A 22,368-nucleotide genomic window follows, 5' to 3' on the forward strand; every position below is an offset into this window, starting at 1 on the left:
CTCAAAAGATAAATTTAGATCCCCCTCAATCTCCCAAAACAGCGGGGGACTTTATCCCTCAACCCAAACGCCAATCGTTACATGAAAATCGTATTCTGGTTTCACCTCCAACCCTAATTCTTGTCGGATAGACATCAAGCAAGGCGAATAGACATTAAGCCACCAATACCTGCCATTCGTCTTAATTTCGTTAGAGTAATAAAAATTGATGGTTTGACTTGGGTAGGCACTCCATCTAAAATGATTGTTAACAACTTCACCTCTAACAACAGTTATGTGAGAGCCAAGCCTGGGGTGTTGTAATCGCAGTCCCAATTGCTTTTGCACAAACCAGCAGTAGTACAAGCCCAGATCGCGATCGCATTCCAGAATTAACCATCCTATATTATTGGATTCTCCTTCCAGGGGATAATATTTTAGCGTGCCTTTCGCTAGTAGCATTATTAAATACAATATGTAACATAAGATTAATGATAGCGCATTGGTCAAGGATTTTTGACTAAGTTCTTGACGCTTAAACGATCTGTTTTGATTGCCTCATCTACAGCAGCATATTGAGTTGTTTTTCCTTTAGCCTTAAACTCTAAAACGAGCATTTGCGTGGAAAAAATCTACGCAAATATTCTATCTTATCAAAACCGTCCAGGAAGGACGGGGCTAATAACCCATTTTTTGGTAAATTGCCATGCTAGCGAAAAGAATTTTGCCTTGTCTGGATGTCAAAGCGGGGCGAGTCGTCAAAGGAGTGAACTTCGTCGATCTCAAGGATGCGGGCGATCCGGTGGAACTCGCTCAAGTTTACAACGACGCCGGGGCGGATGAGTTGGTATTTCTGGATATTACCGCCACCCACGAAGACCGAAATATTATCATCGATGTTGTCTACCGCACGGCTGAACAAGTTTTCATCCCTTTGACAGTTGGCGGCGGGATTCAATCCTTAGAAACGATTAAACAATTGTTGCGCGCCGGTGCGGATAAGGTCAGCATCAACTCGGCGGCGGTACGCAACCCGGATTTTGTCAGCGAAGCGAGTTCGCGCTTTGGAAATCAATGCATTGTGGTGGCGATTGATGCAAGGCGCAGACAAGATCCTCATAACCCTGGGTGGGATGTTTACGTGCGGGGTGGACGGGAAAATACGGGGATAGATGCGATCGCTTGGGCGAAAGAAGTAGAGCAACGCGGCGCCGGAGAGCTTCTGGTCACGAGTATGGACGCCGATGGGACGCAAGCGGGCTACGACCTCGAATTAACCCGAACTATCGCCGAACAAGTCCAAATTCCCGTCATTGCTTCCGGTGGCGCGGGCAACTGCGAACATATTTACCAGGCACTGGGGGAAGGCAAGGCAGAAGCAGCGCTGCTAGCATCTTTGCTCCATTATGGGCAATTGACTGTAGCAGAGATTAAATCTTACTTAAAGAATCGTCATATGCCCGTGCGCGTGGAGTAAACTGCCTGCATTAAGGGATACGCTGCTCAGAGCCAGATTTTGAGCCTGATCGAGACAGTCGCCCCCTCCCTGGCAGGCACGATCGGCGACTGTTACAATAGGTAAAAGTGTTACATTTTATTAAAATATGCTGGCATTTATTCTAATATTTGTGGTGGCGTTAGTGGCCTGGTCGCTGCACCTGATGGAGCAGGCAGTCGAGCATAAAGAATTTTCTTTGATGCTGGCAGGCACTTTAGTAGCGAGCGCGGCGGCTGCCATGTTGGTGGTGTATTTCCTCATGGGCGACTGCATCAGCTATTTAACCACCGCCCATTCTCCCTACTCATCCTACTCTTCCCAAGAATTGGTAGACACCTACTTGACAAATTACCAATAGTTGAGGCAAGATAGTAAAGCACCGCAAGGGGTTATAGCTCAGTTGGTAGAGCACCTCAATGGCATTGAGGGGGTCAGCGGTTCGAATCCGCTTAGCTCCATAAAGAGCGATCGCATCTGCGATTGAAGAAAGGTTGAGTAACCGCGACTGGGTACACAGATCGGGGAGTTACTGGCAAGCGATCGCGCTTGAGATGTCGAACTGCAAAAGCTTGCCCAACGGTTGGTTAAACCGGATGGTACTGAATCCGGTTACAAGTTGTAAATAGCGCTTTTCTCAGCTAACTAGCGCGATCGCTCTCAATCATCCCTGGTTTGAGCAACGCCTGGAAGTAAGCTCTAGTGTGACAGTTGAGGAATGCGTACCAATTAAGTTGCAACTCTTAATTGAGCATGAGGGTTGCTCTATGGCTGTAAAACGAGCCTTGACTGACTTTTTCTTCACGAAAATGCGATCGCTTGAGAAAGTGACACAGTAAATTACAATCCCCTCACTGTAGCTGCATACATTATGGGCGAGGGATCGCTCAAAATCATAGTGTTTGAAGCAGCCGACCAAAATCTGAGAATTATCTGATTTTTCTTCAACTTAAGCAGCCGTTCTTACAGGGCGAAACAAAGCAGTAACCAACCGAGGAGTATACGCTGGTGCCAAAAATAGAGATGAAAGATATGGTAGTGCTGTTGCCTGGAATTATGGGCAGCGTGCTGCAAAAAGATGGTAAAGATATTTGGAATATCTCAACTGAGGCAATCTGGAGAGGAACTTGCGAGGTAGTTAGTCGGGGTTCGTTGTTTGAAGAACTAACATTACAGGAAGATGACCCAGAAAAAGATTACTTGGACGATGGTATCAGGGCAACTGGTTTGATACAGGATGCTCGTTTGCTTCCGGGGTTCTTCAAGGTAGACGGTTACTCGTATATTCGGACTCAGATCATCAAAGACTTTAACATCACTCCTGGCAAGGTAGACGAAGATACAAGAGCAAACTTTTTCGAGTTTCCCTATGACTGGCGACGCGATAACCGGGTTGCAGCTAGGTTGTTGAAGAAGCTGATCGACCAGAATTTACCGAGATGGCAGGAAATACATCCGGGGGCTAAAGTCATTCTCATCGCCCACAGTATGGGGGGGATTGTTGCCCGTTATTATCTGGAACACTTAGGCGGCGCGGAGCATTGCAAGGCTCTGATTACTTTGGGTACGCCCTACCGAGGGTCAGTTAAAATACTGAACTATCTGGCAAACGGCTTCCGAAAGCGACCTCTTCCCGAACTGACTGAAGTGGTACGTTCTTTTACCTCAGCTTATCAGTTGCTGCCGATGTACCCAATGGTTAATGTCGATAGTAATTGGCAGCGAGTGGCAGAAGCGGATGGTATCCCAGGCGTGGTAAAAGAACGAGCGGAACAAGGACGAGAGTTTCTCTTGTCGCTCAAAGGCACGGGTGCATATCAAACCAAACCCATTGTTGGCGTGGGGCAAAGTACGTTTCAATCGGCAACGTTTGCCAATGGGAAACTAGAAGTGAGCAAAGACGCACTGCCAACCAATCCCAACAGTCAACAAGCGTTATCTCCGAGTTATGCCACTGGCGACGACACCGTACCCCTGTTGTCAGCTATTCCGCTTGAATTATCTGACCAACTGCAAGATGTGCCTTTGATAGAGTGTCACGGTTCGTTGCAATGTAATCCTCAAGTATGGACTTTAGTGAGGACTGCCCTCATGGGGCTGCAAGATACAATTAGTGACTTTCAAAACCCCAAAAGCATTCAATCTTTGTCACAACCAGCAGGTATTCGTCTCGATATTGATGACTTGTATCTCCCCGATGAGCCAGTGCAACTGCGTGCTGAAATTGTTAACGTGGAGCCTGAAACTCTCAATTCAACTGGGAACTTTGGTGGGCTAAACGCGATTATTACGCCAGTGCGGGTGAGTGGAGAGCAGGAAGAAGTGGAAACAGAGTTTGAGCAACAAGGGGATAGTCGATACGTGCTGACTCTCGATCCAACTGTTCTTGCTCCAGGACTGTACCGCTTGACTGTGGAAACGGCTAAGTCTCACGCTCAAGCGCCAACATCTGTACGCGATTTGTTCCAAGTGATGGGGTGAAGCAAGCTGTGGTTAGAAGAGTGCGGGAAGAGGGAGCATGTCAACTTTGTAGCCGACACCCGCCCATGGTGTCGCTACACAAACAAAGCCTGCCAAAGGCAGGCTTTAAAAGCTTTAGCCCGCTTTAGCGGGCTTCGTTTGTATAGCCGCACCCTTCAGGGTGTTGGTGTAGATTTGCATTCCTGACATGCTCCCGCGGGAAGATGCGATGCAGTGGTTTTGGGACAAAAAAGATGATTTAGGTCTAGCTCGCTTCGTTATCTATTCTAAAGATTCAGAAGCGGTTAAGACGTTCATTGAAAAAGCAGTTAAATCGTCCCATCTACCTAAGAGTGGCTACGATTTGCATCAAGACCCTAACGACGGACGTAAACAGCTTGTCGAAAAAATTTATCATGCTTTGCGCCATAACCAGGTCGAGTATGACCTGAATGAATTTCATGAGTTATCAGGAGACAGGCAACTCATCCGCACGCCGGAGGAAATTCTGGATACCCAAGGAAAAGGAACTTGCCTCGATTTGGCGATACTCTTCTGCGCGATTTGTTGGTATTACGATTTGCTATCCATCTTAATTCTGGTCGAGGGTCATGCCTTAGTCGCTGTGTCACTCACCCACAGTCTCCGGGATTGGGAAAACGAGGAACGTCGAGGGCAACAACTTTTCTGGGAAGGACTTGGAAGGCTTACAGATACTCGTGAACTCCAGAAGATGGTTAAACGAGAAGACTACTTGGCATTCGAATGTACAGGTTTTGCCAAGAGTGAAACTCTGTCTGAGTGCGAGGATGAAAAGTTCCAACGAGAGGATGGGTTTTTGTCCTTTGACCAGGCGGTTGAATTGGGTTGTAAGCAACTGGAACGACGCTTAAAATTTGCCCTCGATATTCACATCGCTTACAACTTTTGGTGGTCTAAAGTAGTATGTCAAAATCGCCTCGAAGCCGAACCCATAAAGCGGTTGATTAACAACCCTCTGACGAATGGGGAAAATCCTCTCCTAAAACTCTACGTGTCACTGGGACTGATAGAGCGAAAACCGGACGCACAGCGCCGACCTAGCGAGAATGACTTTTCTCCAGAAGGGTCATTGTTTAATCAGCCAGATTATCAGTATGAAGTTGTGCGAGAGTACAAGCATAAGGAATTTTTCGAGGAAGTTCTCAAACACAAGAGCAGCAGTAGGAGCCAAGGAAAACGACTGGCGATTGTTGGCGACCCCGGTGGCGGTAAAACTACCCTGTTGCAAAGGATTGCTTATTGGATACTAGAGGAAGAACAAGGATTACCGATTTGGGTTCCTTTGGGTTCAGTAGAGGGAACAGATAAAGCGAATGAGGGCTGGCTGTATCGCTATCTCTCAGAAACTTGGCTGAAAAATGTAGCAGGAGAACCCGAAAAAACGCCTATAGAATGGCAGCAAACTTTTGCAGAACTCCTCAAAAGTGGTCAGGTGTGGCTGCTGTTGGATGGGGCAGACGAAATGGCACTCAAGTCTCCTCTGACAAGGGTCAAGGAACAGCTAGCCAAAGGTTGGGCTGAGTCAGTGAGAGTCGTACTAAGTTGTCGATTAAATCTGTGGGAAGTAGAAAAAGAGGCTTTATGGGAAAAATTTGATATTTACCGCACGCTGGATTTTTCCTACCCTGACCAAGTGCATCAATTCATTAACAATTGGTTTGGAGAGGACAATCCGAAAGCAAAGGGATTACAGGATAAGCTAGCGGAGGAGAATCGGAAACGTCTCCAAGATTTGGTTAAAAATCCCCTGCGGTTAGCACTGTTATGTCGCATTTGGAAAAAAGGTCTAGGCACTTTACCGGATACGAAGGCTGACTTTTATCGATTGCTTGTCGAAAACCACTACAAATGGAAGGACGACAGTACCAATGAAGAATTTGCTATACCCGAAGACAGGAAGAAAGAACTGAATCGAGCCTTGGGTCAGTTGGCACGAGACGCAATTGATAGAGAAGATTTTCGCTTTCGGCTGCGGGAAAGTTATATTAGAAAGTATTTACAAGAACCGAATGAAAAGTTTTCACTATTTTGGTGGGCGTTAAAGTTGGGATGGCTGCTTAATGTAGGTTTTCCAACAGAAGGAGAAACAAATTTAGGCGAAAAAGTCTATGCCTTCTTTCATCCCACGTTTCAGGAATATTTGGCATCTACAGTAGTTGATAATTACGACTTTTTATGGCCTATTGAACACCGTAAAATACCCGTAAAATATAAAAATAATCCAGAAATATATAAGCGCTACCGTATTTTTGTCCCGCAGTGTAAAGAGGTGATTTTACTGTGGTTGGGGCGACCAAAAGAAGAGCTGCCTGACAAGCAGAAGGAGAGGTTTATCCAGGCATTGGTACAGTTTAAGAGTGGGTGTGGAGACTTTTATTGGTATCGCTCAATTTTTCTAGCGGCTGCTGGAATAGCAGAGTTTGATTGTAGCCGAAGTGATGAAATTGTAGCTAGTATTATTGCCTTAAGTTTTGGTTTCCTCCATGAGAAAAAACAAGAGTGGATGCAAATTCCAGATTGTATTGAAAGGGTAGCTAGATCAGCCCTGAAAGAGAGCGATCGCCAAAGAGTATATGATTGGCTAGTAGATCTACAAAACATCTGTCAAGATGGCAATACCAATTTTATAGTTGCAATGACCATAGCTAACGTTGATTTAGAAGAAATGACTAAGGAAATCAGCGATAATTCAAATTCAATTAACGATATAACTGAAGATGAGATAAGCGATATGGTGCGCTTGAGTATTCAGACACTTCGCGTATGCCAGAATAAAATTAATCTTTTGTCCGAAACTAACAGCGATCTAAATGAACGAGGACAGTTTAGTATTAAAAATTTCCACATTTATCAGAATGAAATATATCTTTTAGATGAAATTGAATTCTTAGGAAAACATGGTAATGGCTACTCAGAAGCCATTAACGCTTTGATTGAATTACTGGACAATAACTGGCAGAATCAGAGTATTTATCGGGAAATTGCTCTAAGCCTTGGTCGAATTGGTATCGAAAACCCAAAAGCTGTCAATGCTTTGATTAGAATACTAGACTTAACTCAGGATGAAGAAACCCGTCAAAACGTTGCTTTTGGCTTAGGTAAAATTAGTACTGAATCCCAAAAATATATTGATACCTTGATTAAACTCCTGGACAGTAAGGATGAAGAAACACGTCTAAATGCCGCTTCAAGCTTGGCACGAATTGGCACTATTGACCCAGAAGCCATTAACAAAAGTGCTGATACCTTAATTGATCTACTTTACTCCTGTCAACGTCTGGAAACTCTTATGCAAGTTCCGTATAGCTGGGAAGCTGTTTTATCATACAACCTGCTTCAAAAAACAGTTATAAAGTTGAAAAGGTATCTGAATGATGAAGTTGATAAAAACAATGACCGCTTTCATTTTGACCGTTTTAAGGCTTGCTACCAAGTCATCTGGTACTGCGCCCAAAACATGACCTACCCAGACTTCTATAAAGCTTGGCACAGTCAACCAAAGCACCGCAGTTGGTTTCAATGGCTTTGGCACAGAATCTCAACCAAGCTGCTGAATTAATTCAGAGCTTTCAGGCTGCACTAGCTGATATAGCGTTTCTAATTGAGATGTAAAAATCCGCGCCGTACAGGGAGTTGAGATTTGCTGACTATAGAAAGCGATCGCACTATCGTTTTGGTGTTTTACCAAAACCCCACCGCAGAAGCTAGAGAGAGCTTTTCCCCTACCTTCCTCACAAATTTGAGCAAATTCGAGGGTGCGATTTGTGTCGTTACCGACCAACCCATTGACCACATCCCCCTAAAATACTTTGCACCAACCAGTCCATAGAAGATGTGGTGGAGTGGATACGAGCGATCGCAATGGCACGTTTTAGCAGGATGAAGAGGCGCGGTCACTGATGACTGTCAATCTCCTCCAATTTCTCCAATCATGCGTCTCACGCCTCAATCTGCTGCTGTAATTGTTGGATGGGATCGCCAGTTCCCAATCAAGTTTAATCAATTGCGATCGCACTTTCTATTCTCGGTACTCGACACAAACCCTAAGATAATTCACAGAATAATTCGATAATGACTAATATCAACAAGGTTTCTGACGTTTCTCCATCGTACTAAACGGCAGAAAACAATGGGGACACTCGTCTTGTACCCATAACGCCGGAACCAGGCTCAAAGTCTCGCAGTTGGTACATTTCGATCATAAGTTTGTTTGATCTGACCGTCGTGTGACATATGCAATCTGTTAACAGACAGGTGACGGTAAGACTGTTAACACCATAAACACTAGATATATAGGTGTCTATCCTGGTAACACTAGATGTAGTCACCAAATTTTAACCAAAGTTGTGGACAAAAATGGTTAAAACAGGAGAGGCTAGAAGGGTACAGGGATTTCACCAAATGGCTGAAAGTCTTACTATTTGGCAATCAAACAAACGAGCACGGAGGGATTTGAACCCCCGACACCCAGAACCGGAATCTGGTGCTCTATCCACTGAGCTACGTGCCCTTACTTCTAGAAATTATAGCATTGGCGATCGCTAAACCCAACTCCACAACGATCTCAAATCCCCAACATTCCTCTCAGCATCGGAGGCATGGGCAAGATCATCGCGATCAACAACGCCATTGCCAACAGTCCCCAGAAGTCGCGCTGGTTGTCGAGTGCGGAGACATCGTTGAGTGCCGGTTCATCGTTAACCGGCATCAAAAATAATAGAATTGCCCACAGTAAAAACTCACGCTGCACCAGGGACCAACCCAGTAGCAAGAACCGCGCCACTTGACCAATTGCGATCGCAGCTTGTTGTCCCAACATCGCGTGGATGATGTGACCCCCGTCGAGTTGTCCCACCGGCATCAAATTCAATGCCGTGACGATGATCCCCAGGTAGCCAGCTACCGCCACGGGATGGAGGTCTATCGCCACGTTGGCGGTCAAAGCGCTGCCCAAGGTTAGCTTACTCAACAGGGTCATCAATAGGGAAAACCTGGGGTTAAACAAATCGAAATTTAACATGGCTGACTTATCAGACAGGGGAACGACGCTGGAATTGGCTAAGCCCCAAATCAACAAGGGTATTGTGACGATAAAGCCTGCAAAAGGCCCTGCGATCGCTACATCAAACAAAGCTTTACGATTGGGTACGGGACTCCGCATCTGGATAAACGCCCCAAACGTCCCCAAGAAAAAAGGCACGGGTATAAAATAAGGCAGCGTCGTGCGAATTTTATAGCGTCGGGCCGCCAGATAATGGCCTAATTCGTGGATACCCAGAATCGTCATTAAAGATAAAGCATAGGGCAGTCCTTGCAGCAAGGCACTTGGGTCAGATTTCACCGCTGCTTCGGTGACATTGGCGATCTCCGCACCAATAATGGTGGTGGTAAATAAAGTTACCAGCAGCAGTGCCAAAGCCAAACCTGGTCGCGTCAGGGGTTCGCTGTTGCGTTTTGCCTCGCGATGTGCTAGGGGGTTGGGGACTAGGGCGAAAAAGGGTTTGCCGGTGAAGTCTTCTTGAAACAGAATATAGAAGCGATCGCTAAAGTGTGCTTCAATATTCTCCTTGATTGTCTTGTAAGCCACCTCTGGATGGGAACGCAGACTGCCTCGGCAAATCACCGCTTGGGGTCGATACTCCAGATTTTGCAGGTAATAAATCGACCAGGGAAAACAATTGCGGAGGATTGCTTCTTCATCTTTGGTTAGCGCCCGCACAGTTTGCTTTTGGGCATCCCCGTTGAGAGTTTGTGCCGCAACTGGGGAATCTGTTGTCTTAGCTTCCTCTGGGGTTAGTTCCCGACGCCCCAAATGAATCAGCCACCAGTACAATATCGGACAAATGATAAACGGTCCGAGCAACAGTACCAAAGGCGGCTCTTTGCGGTAAATCCAAATCCAGCCACTCCAAATAAATGCGGGTGTCATCATCACCAGCCACAATATCCACACGGGTGTTTTTGTGATGCTGGCGACGCTGCGCTGCACAATGAAGTAGGTAACCAGTCCTAGTACTAGGAGTAAAAATAAGTTCATTTTATGCCCAAACCAGCAAGGGCTGTCTTTGACAATATTTTTGCATTTCCACCCAATCGAGAGACGTTGGGGGCGACAGCTTATTTCATTGTAAAGAACGATGTCAATATTCTGCTGGATTGTCCCGCACCTGACGAAGAAAACCAGCTATTTTTACAGGAGCGCGGCGGAGTCCGGTGGTTGTTTATAACCCATCGGGGCGGTATAGGCAAGCATGTCAAGGAAATTCAACAAACCTTTGGCTGCGAAATTTTGATTCAGGAACAGGAAGCTTATCTGTTACCTGGGTTAACCGTCACGACCTTCCAGAAAGAGTTTACCCTCTCTCCGACTAGCCAGGTTATTTGGACGCCCGGTCATTCTCCCGGTTCTTCTTGCCTTTATGACGGCGAATCTGGAGGCGTATTATTTACCGGGCGTCACTTATTGCCAAATCGGCAGGGTAACCCCGTCCCCTTGCGAACTTCCAAAACTTTTCACTGGCGAAGGCAAATTAACAGCGTGAACATGTTGCGGGAAGTTTTTAGCTCAGAAACCCTGCAATACATCTGTCCGGGTGCCAATACTGGATTTTTGCGGGGGAAAGGAGCGATCGCAAAAGCTTATGATAAATTGGCGCAATTAAATCTAGATGCGTTGCTTCAGGCAAAACCGGGGCTGTAAACTATTCACCGCCAACCCGTGAGGGTATGGCGGCAGCTTCTAGTTCCATAGCAAATCCGGTTCAAAAACCCCTTTTTTACCAACAGTCAGTCTCCAACTCTTGCTGATGAGCGAACCGTGGGGATAATATTAAGACAGAAACAGAAAATTCCCACCCGGATCGGAATCGAGAAAAAATATGAGCGGTGAAAAGCGGCGCTACGTCAGTTTAGAAGAACAGGAAAGTCGTTTGCCTTCGGTGCAGTAAGATTTACCCGAAAGATTAAATGCCGTCACAGAGCAAGCACGGCAAGAGTTTCAGCAACGCAAGACGCCGCTAGAACAACGCGCCAGACAGCAGGAACAAGAGACACAGAGACTTAGAAGCAGTAAAAGATTGCTAGTTTTTTAAGGGGTTGCATCTTGGGAAACTTGATAAATCAGCCTGACTGAGGGGAAATTTTTTAGATGACGGAACGGCTAGAATTAACGGCAAGACAGAATGAGAAAGCAGCGTCCAATATCACGACATTTTTATTGGCTGTGGCTGTATTAGCTCTTTCTTTAGCAGCAATTTTTATTCGATTGAGCGAGCAGGAAATAAGTCCGGTTGCTACAGTATTTCATCGCTTTTGGATAGCAACGATTGTCTTTGGGTTTTGGAGTGGATTAGAAGGAAAAGTCGGCGGCAAATTGGCGGAGGAAAGAACAGGAAAAAATTGGCTTTATACTCGTCGCGACTTAATGCTATTACTAACAATGGGAACAGTTGCGTCACTTTCAGTGGTTTTTTGGGCATGGTCGCTGACGCAAACTAGCGTTGCCAATTCGACAGTTTTACGTAATTTAACACCCTTATTTACCACATTGGGAGGGTGGCTGTTTTTCCAAAAGTGCTTTGACAGGCGATTTTTAACGGGAATGGCGTTGGCGCTCGCAGGCGCTATTACGATCGGGATTGACGACTTACAGATTTCTACCGATAATTTGTTTGGAGATGGAGCCGCTTTGCTGGCAGCACTATTGTATGGCTTCTACTTGCTGGTTGTCGAGCAACTGCGCCTTAAATTTTCGGCTTCAACGATTCTTCTGTGGCGCTGTGGACTCGGTGCTGTACTAACCTTCCCCATAGTTTTATTGGCAGAAGACCGAAGGTTCCCGATGACTTTGCAGGGATGGTTAGCTGTAATTTCGCTTGCCGTCATTTGTCAATGTTTGGGACAGGGACTTTTAGCGCAAACCCTCAATCAGTTATCTTCGGGATTTGTCGCAGTCGCATTGCTGCTCGAACCTGCAATTACTGCGCTACTAGCTTGGGCTATTTTCTCAGAAGGATTAAGTCTGAGCAACGGATTAGCTTGGGTCGTCGTTTTAGTTGGTATTTATCTGGCTAAAACGAGTTCATCTACTCAGAAAACCTAGAGTTTACAAATCGCTGTTTCACTTCATATCGCCCTATGACACTGACATATCACTTTGACTTGGTTTCGGCATACATGGAACGACTTTATCCAAAATTGCGGATTGCGGTTATTCATGGTGGGGACAAAAATAAAGAAGGCAGTGTCATTTACAAAACCCACAACCCGCGTTCAACGAAAACTTACGAACAAGTTGCCCACGATATTGCCAATGCTTTGGAAGATGTTGGCTTTCAGCAGGTTTTCGTCATGGCGGACGACATGACCCTTCCAGAAAAACTGAAAAAAGAAAACATCCACATTTGCTGGCTAAATACGGGGGGTGTCCAAGGCTATAATCCCCTCTGTCATACGCCTGCCATACTGGAAATGTTAGGTATGCCTTACGTCGGACATAATCCTCTCAATAGCTCGATTTTAGATAACAAACATTGCTTCAAACTAGAACTGCAAGCTTTAGGATTTAAGACAGCCCCCTTTATGACGTGGCATCCGTCCCAAGGAATTTTTCGACCCGAAAACAGTCGGTTTTTGTTGACTTTTGAAGGCTATTATGGGCCGTTTTTAGTCAAACCTGTTTCTGGTCGAGCGTCCTTAAACATATATTTTGTAGAAACAGCGGAGCAGTTAACCGATGCAGTTGCCCAAGTTCATCAGATTACCCAAAACACAGCTTTAATTGAAACCTATCTACCTGGACGAGAATTTTGCGTGTCCGTTTGTGGGTACGTCACTCATACCAAGAGACGTTTTTATAAAAATTCCCAGCCTTTTGTCTTTTCAACAATAGAGCGAGTTCTCGACCCTGGCATACCCATTTTTACCTCAATGGACAAGAGAGCAATTAGCACCGACAGGATGCGATTACTCAAAGATGAAAATCTGGATATTAAACAAAAATTAATCGATATAGCCCAGAGAATTTATCGGGAATTCAATTTAAATACTTTGGTGCGAATTGACTTGCGGGCAGACGAGCGGGGAACACTGTATATTTTAGAAGCGAATCCCAAACCCGATTTAAAGCGTCCGACAGAAAATGTGACGAGTTTAGTCGCAGAAGGTTTGGGAGAATACGGCATGAGTTATGAAGATTTAATTTTAAGCTTGCTTGCCGATCGCCTCGACTATTTACTCACCTATCGTAGCAATACGATCCCGCATATTGTCGAATTGATTGAGTGAAACACCTTATAGTGCTAAGAAGGTTTAATTCTACACACAGGACTTACGCACGACGAGCATAGAAACCCGGGTTTCTGCATAGATCTCTAGTTGCCAAACCAACGATTTTTCATAGAAACTTTGGTGTTTGCGTAAGTCCTGACACAGCTCCAATGGCAAGGCTTGTAGCCCGCCTGGGATTCAAATTTCGGGCGGGTGTGGGCGACACCAACGACTGATTTGCCAACAAGATTACAGCTGTTTGCAGGCGGTGATGGTACACCTTCGACAGCAGTGTGCGCGCAGCATTATAGCGGATTTCATTCGGATGAGGTACACCTTGGTTTGTGTAGCGGCACCCTTAAGGGTGCCGCTACACAAAAGGCGCGGTTTCGCTGTACCTCACGCGGCTGCAAGCCGCTGTAATGCTGCGCGCTTGACAAACAAAGCCGGGCTGTACCTCACCCATTTGAAATCCGCTATATTGATTTCTGCGCGGGTGTGGCGGTGTCAGATCTGATATTAGTCTGATAGCAGATAGATAAATTCCCTACAGGGTATTGATTCCAAAAATTAGGGTAAAAAATGTCAGTAAAAAATGGGTTGGGTTTTGCTTTGGCTCAACCCAACCTAAATCAACTGGGATTAATTAATTCCAAAATCGGATTAGAAATCCAACTAACGCCGACTTTAAGTTGATGTTCTAACCCAGGCATCCGATACAGATAGGCGAGGCGACGCATCAGGTAAGCGAGTTGACCATCGAGTTGCAATCCCATGCCTGTATAAGTAGCGCTATCGGTTCCCAATGTCAGCATTTCTCCCAAATTCTGATAGCGGAAAGGAAGCATTGGACGCTTAGTCAGGGATGCCCAAACATTCCAAGCAGCATAATCTGATTGTTGGAAAGCTGCTTGCGCCGATGGGGGAACTTGCTGTCCTTCATTGTCGCGACAGTCGCTTAAATCTCCCAAAACAAAAATTTCTTCACGGTCGATTGCTTGCAGCGTGGGTGTAGTCACAAGCTGTCCCCGCTGGTTTTGTTTGAGGGGGAGATTTCGCACTAAGGGAGATCCTTGCATTCCCACCGTCCACAGCACTATATCCACGGGAATCGTGTCTACAGTTCCTTTGTAAATCAGGGAAATCCTATCGGCTGCAATTGATTCGACGCCGGTTTCTAAATCGATCCAAACGCCTTTTGCTTCGAGGGTTTTACTTGCGGTTTCCCGGTTATATTCTGGGGAGTTTCTGAGAATTTTATCGGCTTGTTCAATAATCCTAAACCGTCCCCGTTCTTTGAGTCTATCTGCCAGCTTGCAAGCTAATTCGACGCCGCAATAACCGCCGCCGACAATTGCTATGCGAATTTTTTCTTTGTCGGATTGTTCTAAAACTCGCAGTCGTTCTTCCAGACGATAGGCATCGGCAAGCGTGCGGAATGGAAACGCATAAGATGCAGCACCCGGTACCTTATCTAGGGGCGATTCTCCACCCAGGGCTAAAATTAAGCGCTCGTAGGATATTTCCGCGCCTTCCTGCAATTCCACCCGCTGCTGTTCTAGATCAATTCCCGCGACATTTCCTTGACAAAAACGCACGCCTGTGTTATGGAGGATTTCGGCAAACGGGGGGGCGATTTCCCAAGATTGCAGTTCGCGAGTGAGGAGTTCATAGAGGAGGGGGACGAAGAGGAAGCGATCGCTTTTGTCCACCAGGACAATTTCCGGCTTTTGGGTTCCCTCCCAGGGTAGCTGGGAGAGGCGCAAAGCGGTGTAGAGACCACCAAAGCCTCCACCTAGTATACAGATTCGTGCGGGTTGTTCGGTCATGGTTGAATCGGCGCGAGTCGATGGTGGGGAACTCTTTTCAGGATAGCAAGGGCAGGTGTGCAGGTGTGCGGGTGGGCAGGTGTGCGGGTGAGCAGGTGTGCAGGTGTGCAGGTGGGCAGGTGGGCAGGTAGGATTATGAGCTTGATTTGACGGTTGATGATTATTTCCAGTCTATGCTCCGGGTGCTCCCCATCTCCCCTGCTCCGGGTGCTCCGGGTGCTCCCCATCTCCCCTGCTCACCCGCTCACCCGCTCACCTGCTCCTCTGCTGCTTGGGAAAGGAGAAAGATTTGTCACTACAAGATGCTGGCGGGATGAAATTTTCTTCGGGTGAATAATCTAACAAAGAGTATGTTATGTCTAACCCGCAAGCACCCGCATTTGTCCACATATAATCTAAAAATTTAAACGGTAAGTGTCCGGCGGGAGCATTGGTTTGATAGGTGATTCCAGAGATGGCATTTGGGTTTTGTTTATCGCTGAGTTTCCAATTTATCTGCTTAAACAATTCATCGGGTAATGTGGTTTTCTCGTAAAGTTGTTTTTGCACGCTCAAACCAAACTTTCCCTTGGAGTATTGCACCCATAATTGGTCGATGGCGCGTAAAGTCGGCGCGAGGCATTCTGGTTTTTCTCCAGTTGGACAAGGGTGACGCGCGATAGCGGCAAAGGTTTCCTCGTCTGCTTCTTTCCACTTTTTGGCTAAGAGTAAGTTACGCAGTTTGCTTAAGTCTGGCGTATCGTTTGGGGTTGGTTTTGCTTGGGTATCTATTGTATAAACTTGTCCGGGTGATTCGTTACTTGGAGCTTGGTTATCGGCTAGTTTAGAACCAGTTAGCGCGGGAAGTTTTAGCTGCTTTTCGGCATTGTTTAACCCGGTTTGGTATGCGGCAAGTTGTTTTTGAGCAAGTGCATACTTGGGGTTAGATCTTGGCACTGCTTTGATTAAGTCTATTGCTTGTTGCCACCGAGTCGCTACTAGGGTCCAGTCTTCTTTAGTTTGGGCAATTTGGGCGATATTTTTAGCACTGATGGCTTTATTTTCTGCTTCCTGGAAGAAGTCAGTTTCAGGGGATGTTGGCGGTGGGGAAGCTAAAGTAACGGGTGAAGGTGGAGGTGCAGCGGGGGTGAGTGGGGATGGAGGTAGCGAGGTCGGTGGTGCTTGCTGGGTGACAGTGCAAGCATACAGCAATACCGTCCCCGCGATTATGGCACTGTTAATCGCGATAGGGAGTTTCATGGGTGATGTTTAATGGCGAGTCGAGAGCGTTACCAAGTTACGCGATCGCGCAACTTTTCTAGTTTACTAGACCCAACTCCCGGTACTTTGTCAAGGTCTTCTAAAGAAGTAAAAGGTTTCTGCTGTCTTGCTTGAATAATTTCCCGTGCTAATTTCGCCCCCACTCCCGGTAAGGATTCTAATTCGGCAATACTTGCTGTATTCAGATTAACTTTTTGTTCTTGACTTTGCGGGGACAGGTTTTGACTTTGGTTGGGAGATGCTGTTATTATCTGCGGACATTGTTGCTGTTGCACTTTAATTTTCCGCTGCATCCAATCGGGTACACCCAAGACGGCATTTCCATAAAGTCGCTCGAATTCCCGCTTAAAATGAGCCGCGACTGTCTGACTTTGAATTACTAAAACTGTCTCGTCATTATTCCGATCGGCTGCTAATGACCAGTTGTGGGAACCCGTTATCACAATTATATCATCAATTAGGCCAAATTTATGATGTAATAAATCACCTTTTAATAACTGAGGAACGCCGACGGTAGAAATGGGATTTCCCCAAGGACGATTATGGGGTTCGTACTTGCATTTATTAGCAAAAGCAACTCCCATCATATCTAACGCTTCGCTGTAGCTGCGATAGGCGAAATCCGGGTCGATTAAAGCGCGTACTTGGACTCCCTGCTGATGACTTGTTTCTAAAATATTGACCAGATTCTGTTCTGAAAAAACGAACAATGCCAGATCGATTGTAGTGGTAGCTGTTTTTAAGGTTTTGCCGATTAAACCGTTACTGCTTTCATCCCAACCTAGCCTTAAAGAAGTGGGAGAAAATTGCAGGGAAACGGTTGTATCTCCCAGTTGGATTTGTTGCGCTGGTCGATCAGGTTTTTTGACGCCAAATTGACTATCGGGTTTGCCTCCCGGCCCATCGCCCCACATGATGTTAAACTCTTGAGTAAATAAGGCGGCTAATTCGGAGCTGGTAATTTTCAACAAGTTGTTGGCATTGCCCAAACTGCTGGTATTTTTAAAGTCGCCGTGAATGTCAGAAGTAGTAAAATTAGCCGAAGTAACGATAACTTTTACGCCATCGACGATAACAAATTTGTGGTGCATTAAACTGCTGCCTTTGGAACCATCCGCAGTGTCATCGATTATCGGGATACCGGCTTTTTTTAAGATGACTAGGGCGTCTCGATTGTTGATTTCATCGGGAGTGATATTATTATCGCGATCGCGGTCTATTAATTGGCGGAATTCTTGGTAGCGATCGCGTTCCCTCTCCGGCAATTTTTCCACCTCAGTCGCCGTCAAACTACTGAAAGGTCGGCTATAGTTATTTTCCAAGATTATCCTAACTTTAACCCCGGCTTTTTTCCGCTCGGCTAATGCTTTGGCAATTTGGGGTAAGCGGAATTCTTGAACGGCGATGTCTATGGTGGAATTGGCGGAGGCGATCGCATCCACAATAATCTGCTCTAAATTATCCCCATCGCGCCTTTGATTGCGTAATGGTTCGATATATTCCGCCGCCTGGGAATGGTTAAAATAAACTTCAACAAAAGCATCTTGAGGTAAAGGTTGAGGTCGCGTATTTTGGGATTGGACTTGTTGACAAGCAGTAGTCGTAAGTGCTAATAAAACAATGCCGCCAAGTCGCAAGCAAGAAGATAGAGAAAACATTGGCATGTCGTGGGATGATGCAAATTTGATTGACAGATTCATAATTCCCAAACGGCAAGTTAAAATTCACCAACCCTGGACAAAATCAGACGTTAATATAGATCCAGTAACATCCTTAAATCCTATGTTTCCCGCCAAATATCCCGTGCCTCAAAGTGAACCCCCCTTATCGCCGAGGGAAACACTACCGACGATGTACGATCTTCCTAGCGAAAACCCGGAGGAACCCGGTTTGCCAGACGAATTTCACGACTTTCAACCGCAATTATTAAGCCAAACTTTCCGTCCGCCACAATATCCGGCGTCGCGAGTCTTTTGCGGCAGTGACATTAATTTATACTATGATGTACGCCATCCTCTATGGTACAAGCGACCGGATTGGTTTGGGGTAGTGGGTGTCCCTCGATTTTATGATGAAGTTGATTTGCGCCTGAGTTACGTGATTTGGCAAGAAGGTGTTAATCCTTTTGTAGTTGTGGAGTTGCTTTCGCCAGGGACAGAGAAAGAAGATTTAGGGGAAACCGAGACGGAAAAACTGCCACCTGAATCTTCTGTTGCTGGTAACGGACAAGCAATTCAAACAGAAACTGAAAATAAACCACCCCGAAAATGGGAAGTTTACGAGCAAATTTTACGCATTCCTTATTATTTTGTTTTTAGTCGCTACACCGATCGGTTACGCGCCTTTAAAATAGTGGGAGCGCAATATCAAGAACTAGAGTTACACGAATCGCGAGTGTGGATTCCTGAATTAGAGTTGGGTCTAGGTTTGTGGCAAGGGGAGTTTCAAGGAATTGAGCGATTGTGGTTGCGTTGGTATGATGTTCAATGCAACTGGATTCTCACTGATGCCGAACAAGAAGGACAGCGTGCCGAACAAGAAAGACAGCGTGCCGAACAAGAAAGACAGCGTGCTGAACAAGAAAGACAGCGTGCAGAACAAGCTGAATCTAGAGCAGAACAAGCTGAATCTAGATTAGACTTGCTGATGCAAAATCTGCGAGATGCCGGGATCGATCCGGAGCAATTTTTGCAGGGTGGGGGTTGAAAAAAGAGTGCGATATGCCTCCGGTATATCGCCGGTACAGCGGATTGCAGCTGGATGAGGTACATCTTCGTTTGTGTAGCGGCAGCATTAATGCTGCGCGCTTGACAAACGAAACCTTAAGGTTGATTAACCGGATAATTCAGTGTCGCTGAAAAATTGCTGATTCATGCGATCGCAATGCTGACAGAGATTCTCCAGTTTCAGTGCATAATCAACAATTGGACTAGCAAAGGGCGGCTTAATAAAATTACCTATATACCCATAGGCAGTTGCATCTAAAGTCGTGGGTTTATCTCCCATAAAAAACGGTTTATCAGCCAAAAAATCCGACAGTGCTTGAAGATCGGCAGTAATAATTTGGTAGATTTCCTCACTGCTGTGACGCCCCATACCCTGAACGTACATTTGATTGCGGAGATTTTCGCGCAATTCTTCGAGGAATGGCTCCCATCCTTCTGGCGGCGCTTCAGTTCCTAGCATACCAGCTAGCACTTCTTTATAAACTAGCCAGTTTTCTTCCACAAAGTAGCGAATGTAGACTCCTCCATAGTAAGTGTTTTCTTTGAGCATTCGGCGGAAAGCAAGCGAGATTGATCGCTCAGTAGATGTTAAACATGAATCGAGATATATCCCTTCTTTTTCCTTGAACATCTCGATGATTAAAGTCGAATCGCCGACAAGTTTTCCTTGATATTCAACGAAGGGAATTTTGCCCTTTGGGGCTGTTGCTATATTTGCTGTTATATCAGTTTTGTGAGGAATTTTTGCCATGCGAAGCCAGGTTTCCAGCTTGGCACAGGCGGGGCTAATACTTGGTATTCCCCAAAAGGATGGTGTGGTGTATAAGGTAATCATCAAAGTCAATCGTTTTAAGTAGTCAGGTTTTCCTCTTCCAAGTTTGTAGTAAGGACTTCAGTCCTTGCCAAGTTTGTAGTAAGGACTTCAGTCCTTGCCAAGTTTGTAGTAAGGACTTCAGTCCTTGCCAAGTTTGTAGTAAGGACTTCAGTCCTGATGTTCCGGAGCGGCTAAAATTAAAGATGCCCACCCGGAGTCGAAAAAACTAAAGTCCTTACTACGAACTGTTGTGCTTACCCTCCATCCTAAACTATTCCGCCTTTTCCTATCGCTGCTAGGTCTGTTTCTGGCTTGTTTTATCGCTATTCGCACCATCGGTATCCCAGGGATAGAAAGCAACGAAATTCTTTGGGATACTTGGGGCGTTCCTCATATTTTTGCTCAAGATAGGGAAAGTCTCGCTCGTGGTTTTGGTTGGGCGCAAATGCAAAATCACGGTAACTTAATTTTACGCCTCTACGGTACGGCACGGGGACGCGCCGCCGAGTACTGGGGAAAAAATTACCTCGATGGGGATAAGTTAGTTAAAATAATGGGTTTTGCAGATTCTGCACCAGAATGGTATCAAAAACAAAATCCCGATTTCCGCCGCTATCTTGATGCTTTTGTGGCGGGGATGAACGACTATGTTACACAAAATCCGGATAAAATAGCCGATGAATTGAAAGTTGTTTTACCAATATCGGCAACTGACGTTCTCGCTTATATTCAATTAGGGTTTTTTAGTTTTATCGCCCAAACTGGAGGATGCGGACAAGTTGCTAACTTGGAAACATGGGCAGGAATGGGATCGAATGGGTGGGCGATCTCTCCCTCTCACTCTACTACCAAACACGCCATGTTACTGGCAAATCCCCACCTAGCATGGTCTGGCGGTCAAACTTGGTTTGAGGCACAATTAAAGTCACCAGAAATCGATGCCTACGGTGCAACTTTAGTCGGGTTTCCAGTTTTGGGAATTGCTTTTAACGATTATCTGGGTTGGACTCATACAAATAATACTATAGATGGATGCGACTTGTACAAACTTAGTTTAGCTGATGGGGGATATCGGTTTGACGGACAAGTGCGTGAGTTTGAAACTTCTAAACGAACGATAAAAGTTAGACAAGAAGACGGTACTTTTAAGGAAGAATTGCTAGTAGTACGGCGGTCTATACATGGTCCGGTGCTAGAAAAAGATGGAAGTGCGATCGCTATCCGCATCGTCGGCGTGGATCGATTCCCCGCCTACGGGATTGTAGAGCAATTGTGGAATACTGCCAAGGCAAAAAACCTCAAGGAATTTCAAGCAGCACTCCAACGACACCAACTGCCATTTTTTAATGTAATTTACGGCGATCGCGACGGTCATATCCTTTATCTATTTAACGGATATGTACCCGTGCGAAACCAAGGAGATTTTAATTATTGGCAGGGTATTATCCCCGGCGATACCAGTGAAACTTTGTGGCAAAAAATACATCCGTTTAGCGAATTGCCGAAAGTTATTGACCCTGCTGGCGGATGGGTGCAAAATTGTAACGATCCGCCCTGGAGTTCGACATTTCCCCAAAAACTAGATCCGAAAGATTTTCCGCCTTATATAGCACCCCAGTTTATGAGTTTGCGGGAGCAGCGTTCGGTACGAATGTTACAGGAAAGCGCCCGGATCTCGTTTGATAAACTAATCGAGGATAAATATTCCACCCGCTTGGAATTAAGCGATCGCATCCTCGATGATTTAATTGCTGCTGCTAGAAAATACGGCAGTCCCTTAGCGCGTCAAGCAGCAAATGTATTGGCAAAATGGGATCGTTTCGCCGACGCCGACAGTCGCGGTACGTTGCTTTTCCAGTTATGGGTAGAGGAAATAAAATCTCAGCGGGGTAACTTATCTGGAATGTTCGCCACGCCCTGGAATCAAAGCAACCCCCTTACCACCCCAAAAAGTTTAGCCGATCCAGGCGCTGCTGCCGTTGCCCTAGAAGCTGCCGCAACAAAACTTCAAACTGCCTACGGCGCGTTAGATGTGCCTTGGGGTAACGTGATGCGGCTGATCCGGGGTAAAGTAGATTTACCCGCTAACGGCGGTTCTGATCAACTGGGTATTTTCCGTATAATCGAGTTTGAGCCAATGGCCGATGGGCGGTTTCGAGCGGTTTTTGGCGATAGTTATATTGCGGCGATTGAATTTTCCAACCCGATAAAGGGTAAAATACTCAACACTTACGGCAATGCTACCCAACCCGGATCGCCCCATATAGGCGATCAGTTGGAACTTGCTGCGCGTAAGGAGTTAAGATTTGTGTGGCGATCGCGACAAGAAATTGTTGCTCACTTGGAGTCTCGCCAAGTTTTCTCCAGTCTGGGAATGTAAACGATTCTCGAAGATTTAAAATATTTAGAATAAAAGCTATTATTCGTGGCTTTTGTGCCTTATAGACCGCCAGGGTCTTTAAGGCAATAGCCCTATGGGTGTGTCCTTTTGAATTC

16 protein-coding genes, 2 tRNA genes and 1 pseudogene are annotated in these 22,368 nt (G+C 45.8%); 12 read left to right on the forward strand and 7 right to left on the reverse strand.

The window, feature by feature from the left end; all coding sequences use genetic code 11:
• Positions 1-51: 51 nt before the first annotated feature.
• The gene (locus MiSe_RS03010) at positions 52-441 is read right to left on the reverse strand and encodes a hypothetical protein (RefSeq protein WP_226574568.1); all 390 of its coding nucleotides are present in this window, start codon (positions 439-441) and stop codon (positions 52-54) included.
• Positions 442-685: 244 nt separating this feature from the next.
• Between MiSe_RS03010 and hisF the strand changes: the two genes are divergently transcribed.
• From hisF to MiSe_RS03040, 6 genes are all read left to right on the forward strand, one after another.
• Positions 686-1,456 carry an imidazole glycerol phosphate synthase subunit HisF gene (gene hisF / locus MiSe_RS03015; protein ID WP_226574599.1) on the forward strand — a complete coding sequence of 257 codons (771 nt, stop codon included), beginning with the start codon at positions 686-688 and terminating at the stop codon, positions 1,454-1,456.
• Positions 1,457-1,583: 127 nt separating this feature from the next.
• The gene (locus MiSe_RS03020; RefSeq protein WP_226574615.1) at positions 1,584-1,835 is read left to right on the forward strand and encodes a hypothetical protein; all 252 of its coding nucleotides are present in this window, start codon (positions 1,584-1,586) and stop codon (positions 1,833-1,835) included.
• Between the two features lie 27 nt (positions 1,836-1,862).
• Positions 1,863-1,935: transfer RNA gene (locus tag MiSe_RS03025), tRNA-Ala, on the forward strand.
• A gap of 547 nt (positions 1,936-2,482) precedes the next feature.
• Entirely contained in the window at positions 2,483-3,955 is a 1,473-nt protein-coding gene (locus MiSe_RS03030) for an alpha/beta fold hydrolase (protein ID WP_226574620.1), read from the forward strand.
• A gap of 187 nt (positions 3,956-4,142) precedes the next feature.
• Positions 4,143-7,535, forward strand: coding sequence for a HEAT repeat domain-containing protein (locus MiSe_RS03035; protein WP_226574624.1), 3,393 nt, complete (start codon positions 4,143-4,145; stop codon positions 7,533-7,535).
• Positions 7,536-7,616: 81 nt separating this feature from the next.
• The gene (locus MiSe_RS03040) at positions 7,617-7,805 is read left to right on the forward strand and encodes an NACHT C-terminal alpha/beta 1 domain-containing protein (protein ID WP_226574626.1); all 189 of its coding nucleotides are present in this window, start codon (positions 7,617-7,619) and stop codon (positions 7,803-7,805) included.
• A 608-nt stretch (positions 7,806-8,413) separates the two neighbouring features.
• Here MiSe_RS03040 and MiSe_RS03045 read toward each other — a convergent pair.
• Together MiSe_RS03045 and MiSe_RS03050 are read right to left on the reverse strand one after the other, a co-directional pair.
• Positions 8,414-8,486: transfer RNA gene (locus MiSe_RS03045), tRNA-Arg, on the reverse strand.
• 54 nt (positions 8,487-8,540) lie between these two features.
• The gene (locus tag MiSe_RS03050; RefSeq protein WP_226574628.1) at positions 8,541-10,013 is read right to left on the reverse strand and encodes a site-2 protease family protein; all 1,473 of its coding nucleotides are present in this window, start codon (positions 10,011-10,013) and stop codon (positions 8,541-8,543) included.
• A gap of 3 nt (positions 10,014-10,016) precedes the next feature.
• Here MiSe_RS03050 and MiSe_RS03055 point away from each other — a divergent pair, with 3 nt between their 5' ends.
• From MiSe_RS03055 to MiSe_RS03065, 4 genes and pseudogenes are all read left to right on the forward strand, one after another.
• The gene (locus MiSe_RS03055) at positions 10,017-10,676 is read left to right on the forward strand and encodes an MBL fold metallo-hydrolase (protein ID WP_226574630.1); all 660 of its coding nucleotides are present in this window, start codon (positions 10,017-10,019) and stop codon (positions 10,674-10,676) included.
• Positions 10,677-10,854: 178 nt separating this feature from the next.
• Positions 10,855-11,043: pseudogene (locus MiSe_RS53610) on the forward strand (hypothetical protein); the annotation flags it as partial.
• Positions 11,044-11,123: 80 nt separating this feature from the next.
• A complete protein-coding gene (locus MiSe_RS03060) occupies positions 11,124-12,077 on the forward strand; it encodes a DMT family transporter (protein WP_226574632.1) in 954 nt (317 codons plus the stop codon).
• A 35-nt stretch (positions 12,078-12,112) separates the two neighbouring features.
• A complete protein-coding gene (locus tag MiSe_RS03065) occupies positions 12,113-13,261 on the forward strand; it encodes a D-alanine--D-alanine ligase family protein (RefSeq protein WP_226574641.1) in 1,149 nt (382 codons plus the stop codon).
• 614 nt (positions 13,262-13,875) lie between these two features.
• Here the strand turns inward: MiSe_RS03065 and MiSe_RS03070 are convergent.
• From MiSe_RS03070 to MiSe_RS03080, 3 genes are all read right to left on the reverse strand, one after another.
• On the reverse strand, positions 13,876-15,072 hold the full coding sequence (locus MiSe_RS03070; RefSeq protein ID WP_226574643.1) for an NAD(P)/FAD-dependent oxidoreductase: 1,197 nt from the start codon (positions 15,070-15,072) through the stop codon (positions 13,876-13,878).
• A gap of 252 nt (positions 15,073-15,324) precedes the next feature.
• Positions 15,325-16,311 carry a GUN4 domain-containing protein gene (locus tag MiSe_RS03075; protein WP_226574645.1) on the reverse strand — a complete coding sequence of 329 codons (987 nt, stop codon included), beginning with the start codon at positions 16,309-16,311 and terminating at the stop codon, positions 15,325-15,327.
• Positions 16,312-16,340: 29 nt separating this feature from the next.
• Positions 16,341-17,990, reverse strand: coding sequence for a DUF655 domain-containing protein (locus MiSe_RS03080; RefSeq protein WP_226574656.1), 1,650 nt, complete (start codon positions 17,988-17,990; stop codon positions 16,341-16,343).
• 124 nt (positions 17,991-18,114) lie between these two features.
• Between MiSe_RS03080 and MiSe_RS03085 the strand changes: the two genes are divergently transcribed.
• Positions 18,115-19,038: a Uma2 family endonuclease gene (locus MiSe_RS03085; protein ID WP_226574709.1), complete on the forward strand. Its 924-nt coding sequence runs from the start codon at positions 18,115-18,117 to the stop codon at positions 19,036-19,038.
• Between the two features lie 126 nt (positions 19,039-19,164).
• Here the strand turns inward: MiSe_RS03085 and MiSe_RS03090 are convergent, their stop codons facing one another.
• The gene (locus tag MiSe_RS03090; RefSeq protein WP_226574710.1) at positions 19,165-19,893 is read right to left on the reverse strand and encodes a glutathione S-transferase family protein; all 729 of its coding nucleotides are present in this window, start codon (positions 19,891-19,893) and stop codon (positions 19,165-19,167) included.
• Positions 19,894-20,122: 229 nt separating this feature from the next.
• Here MiSe_RS03090 and MiSe_RS03095 point away from each other — a divergent pair, with 229 nt between their 5' ends.
• A complete protein-coding gene (locus MiSe_RS03095) occupies positions 20,123-22,252 on the forward strand; it encodes an acylase (RefSeq protein ID WP_226574658.1) in 2,130 nt (709 codons plus the stop codon).
• Positions 22,253-22,368: the final 116 nt, after the last annotated feature.

Origin of the sequence: Microseira wollei NIES-4236 (assembly GCF_020521235.1) — a bacterium.
Lineage (GTDB): Bacteria > Cyanobacteriota > Cyanobacteriia > Cyanobacteriales > Aerosakkonemataceae > Microseira > Microseira wollei.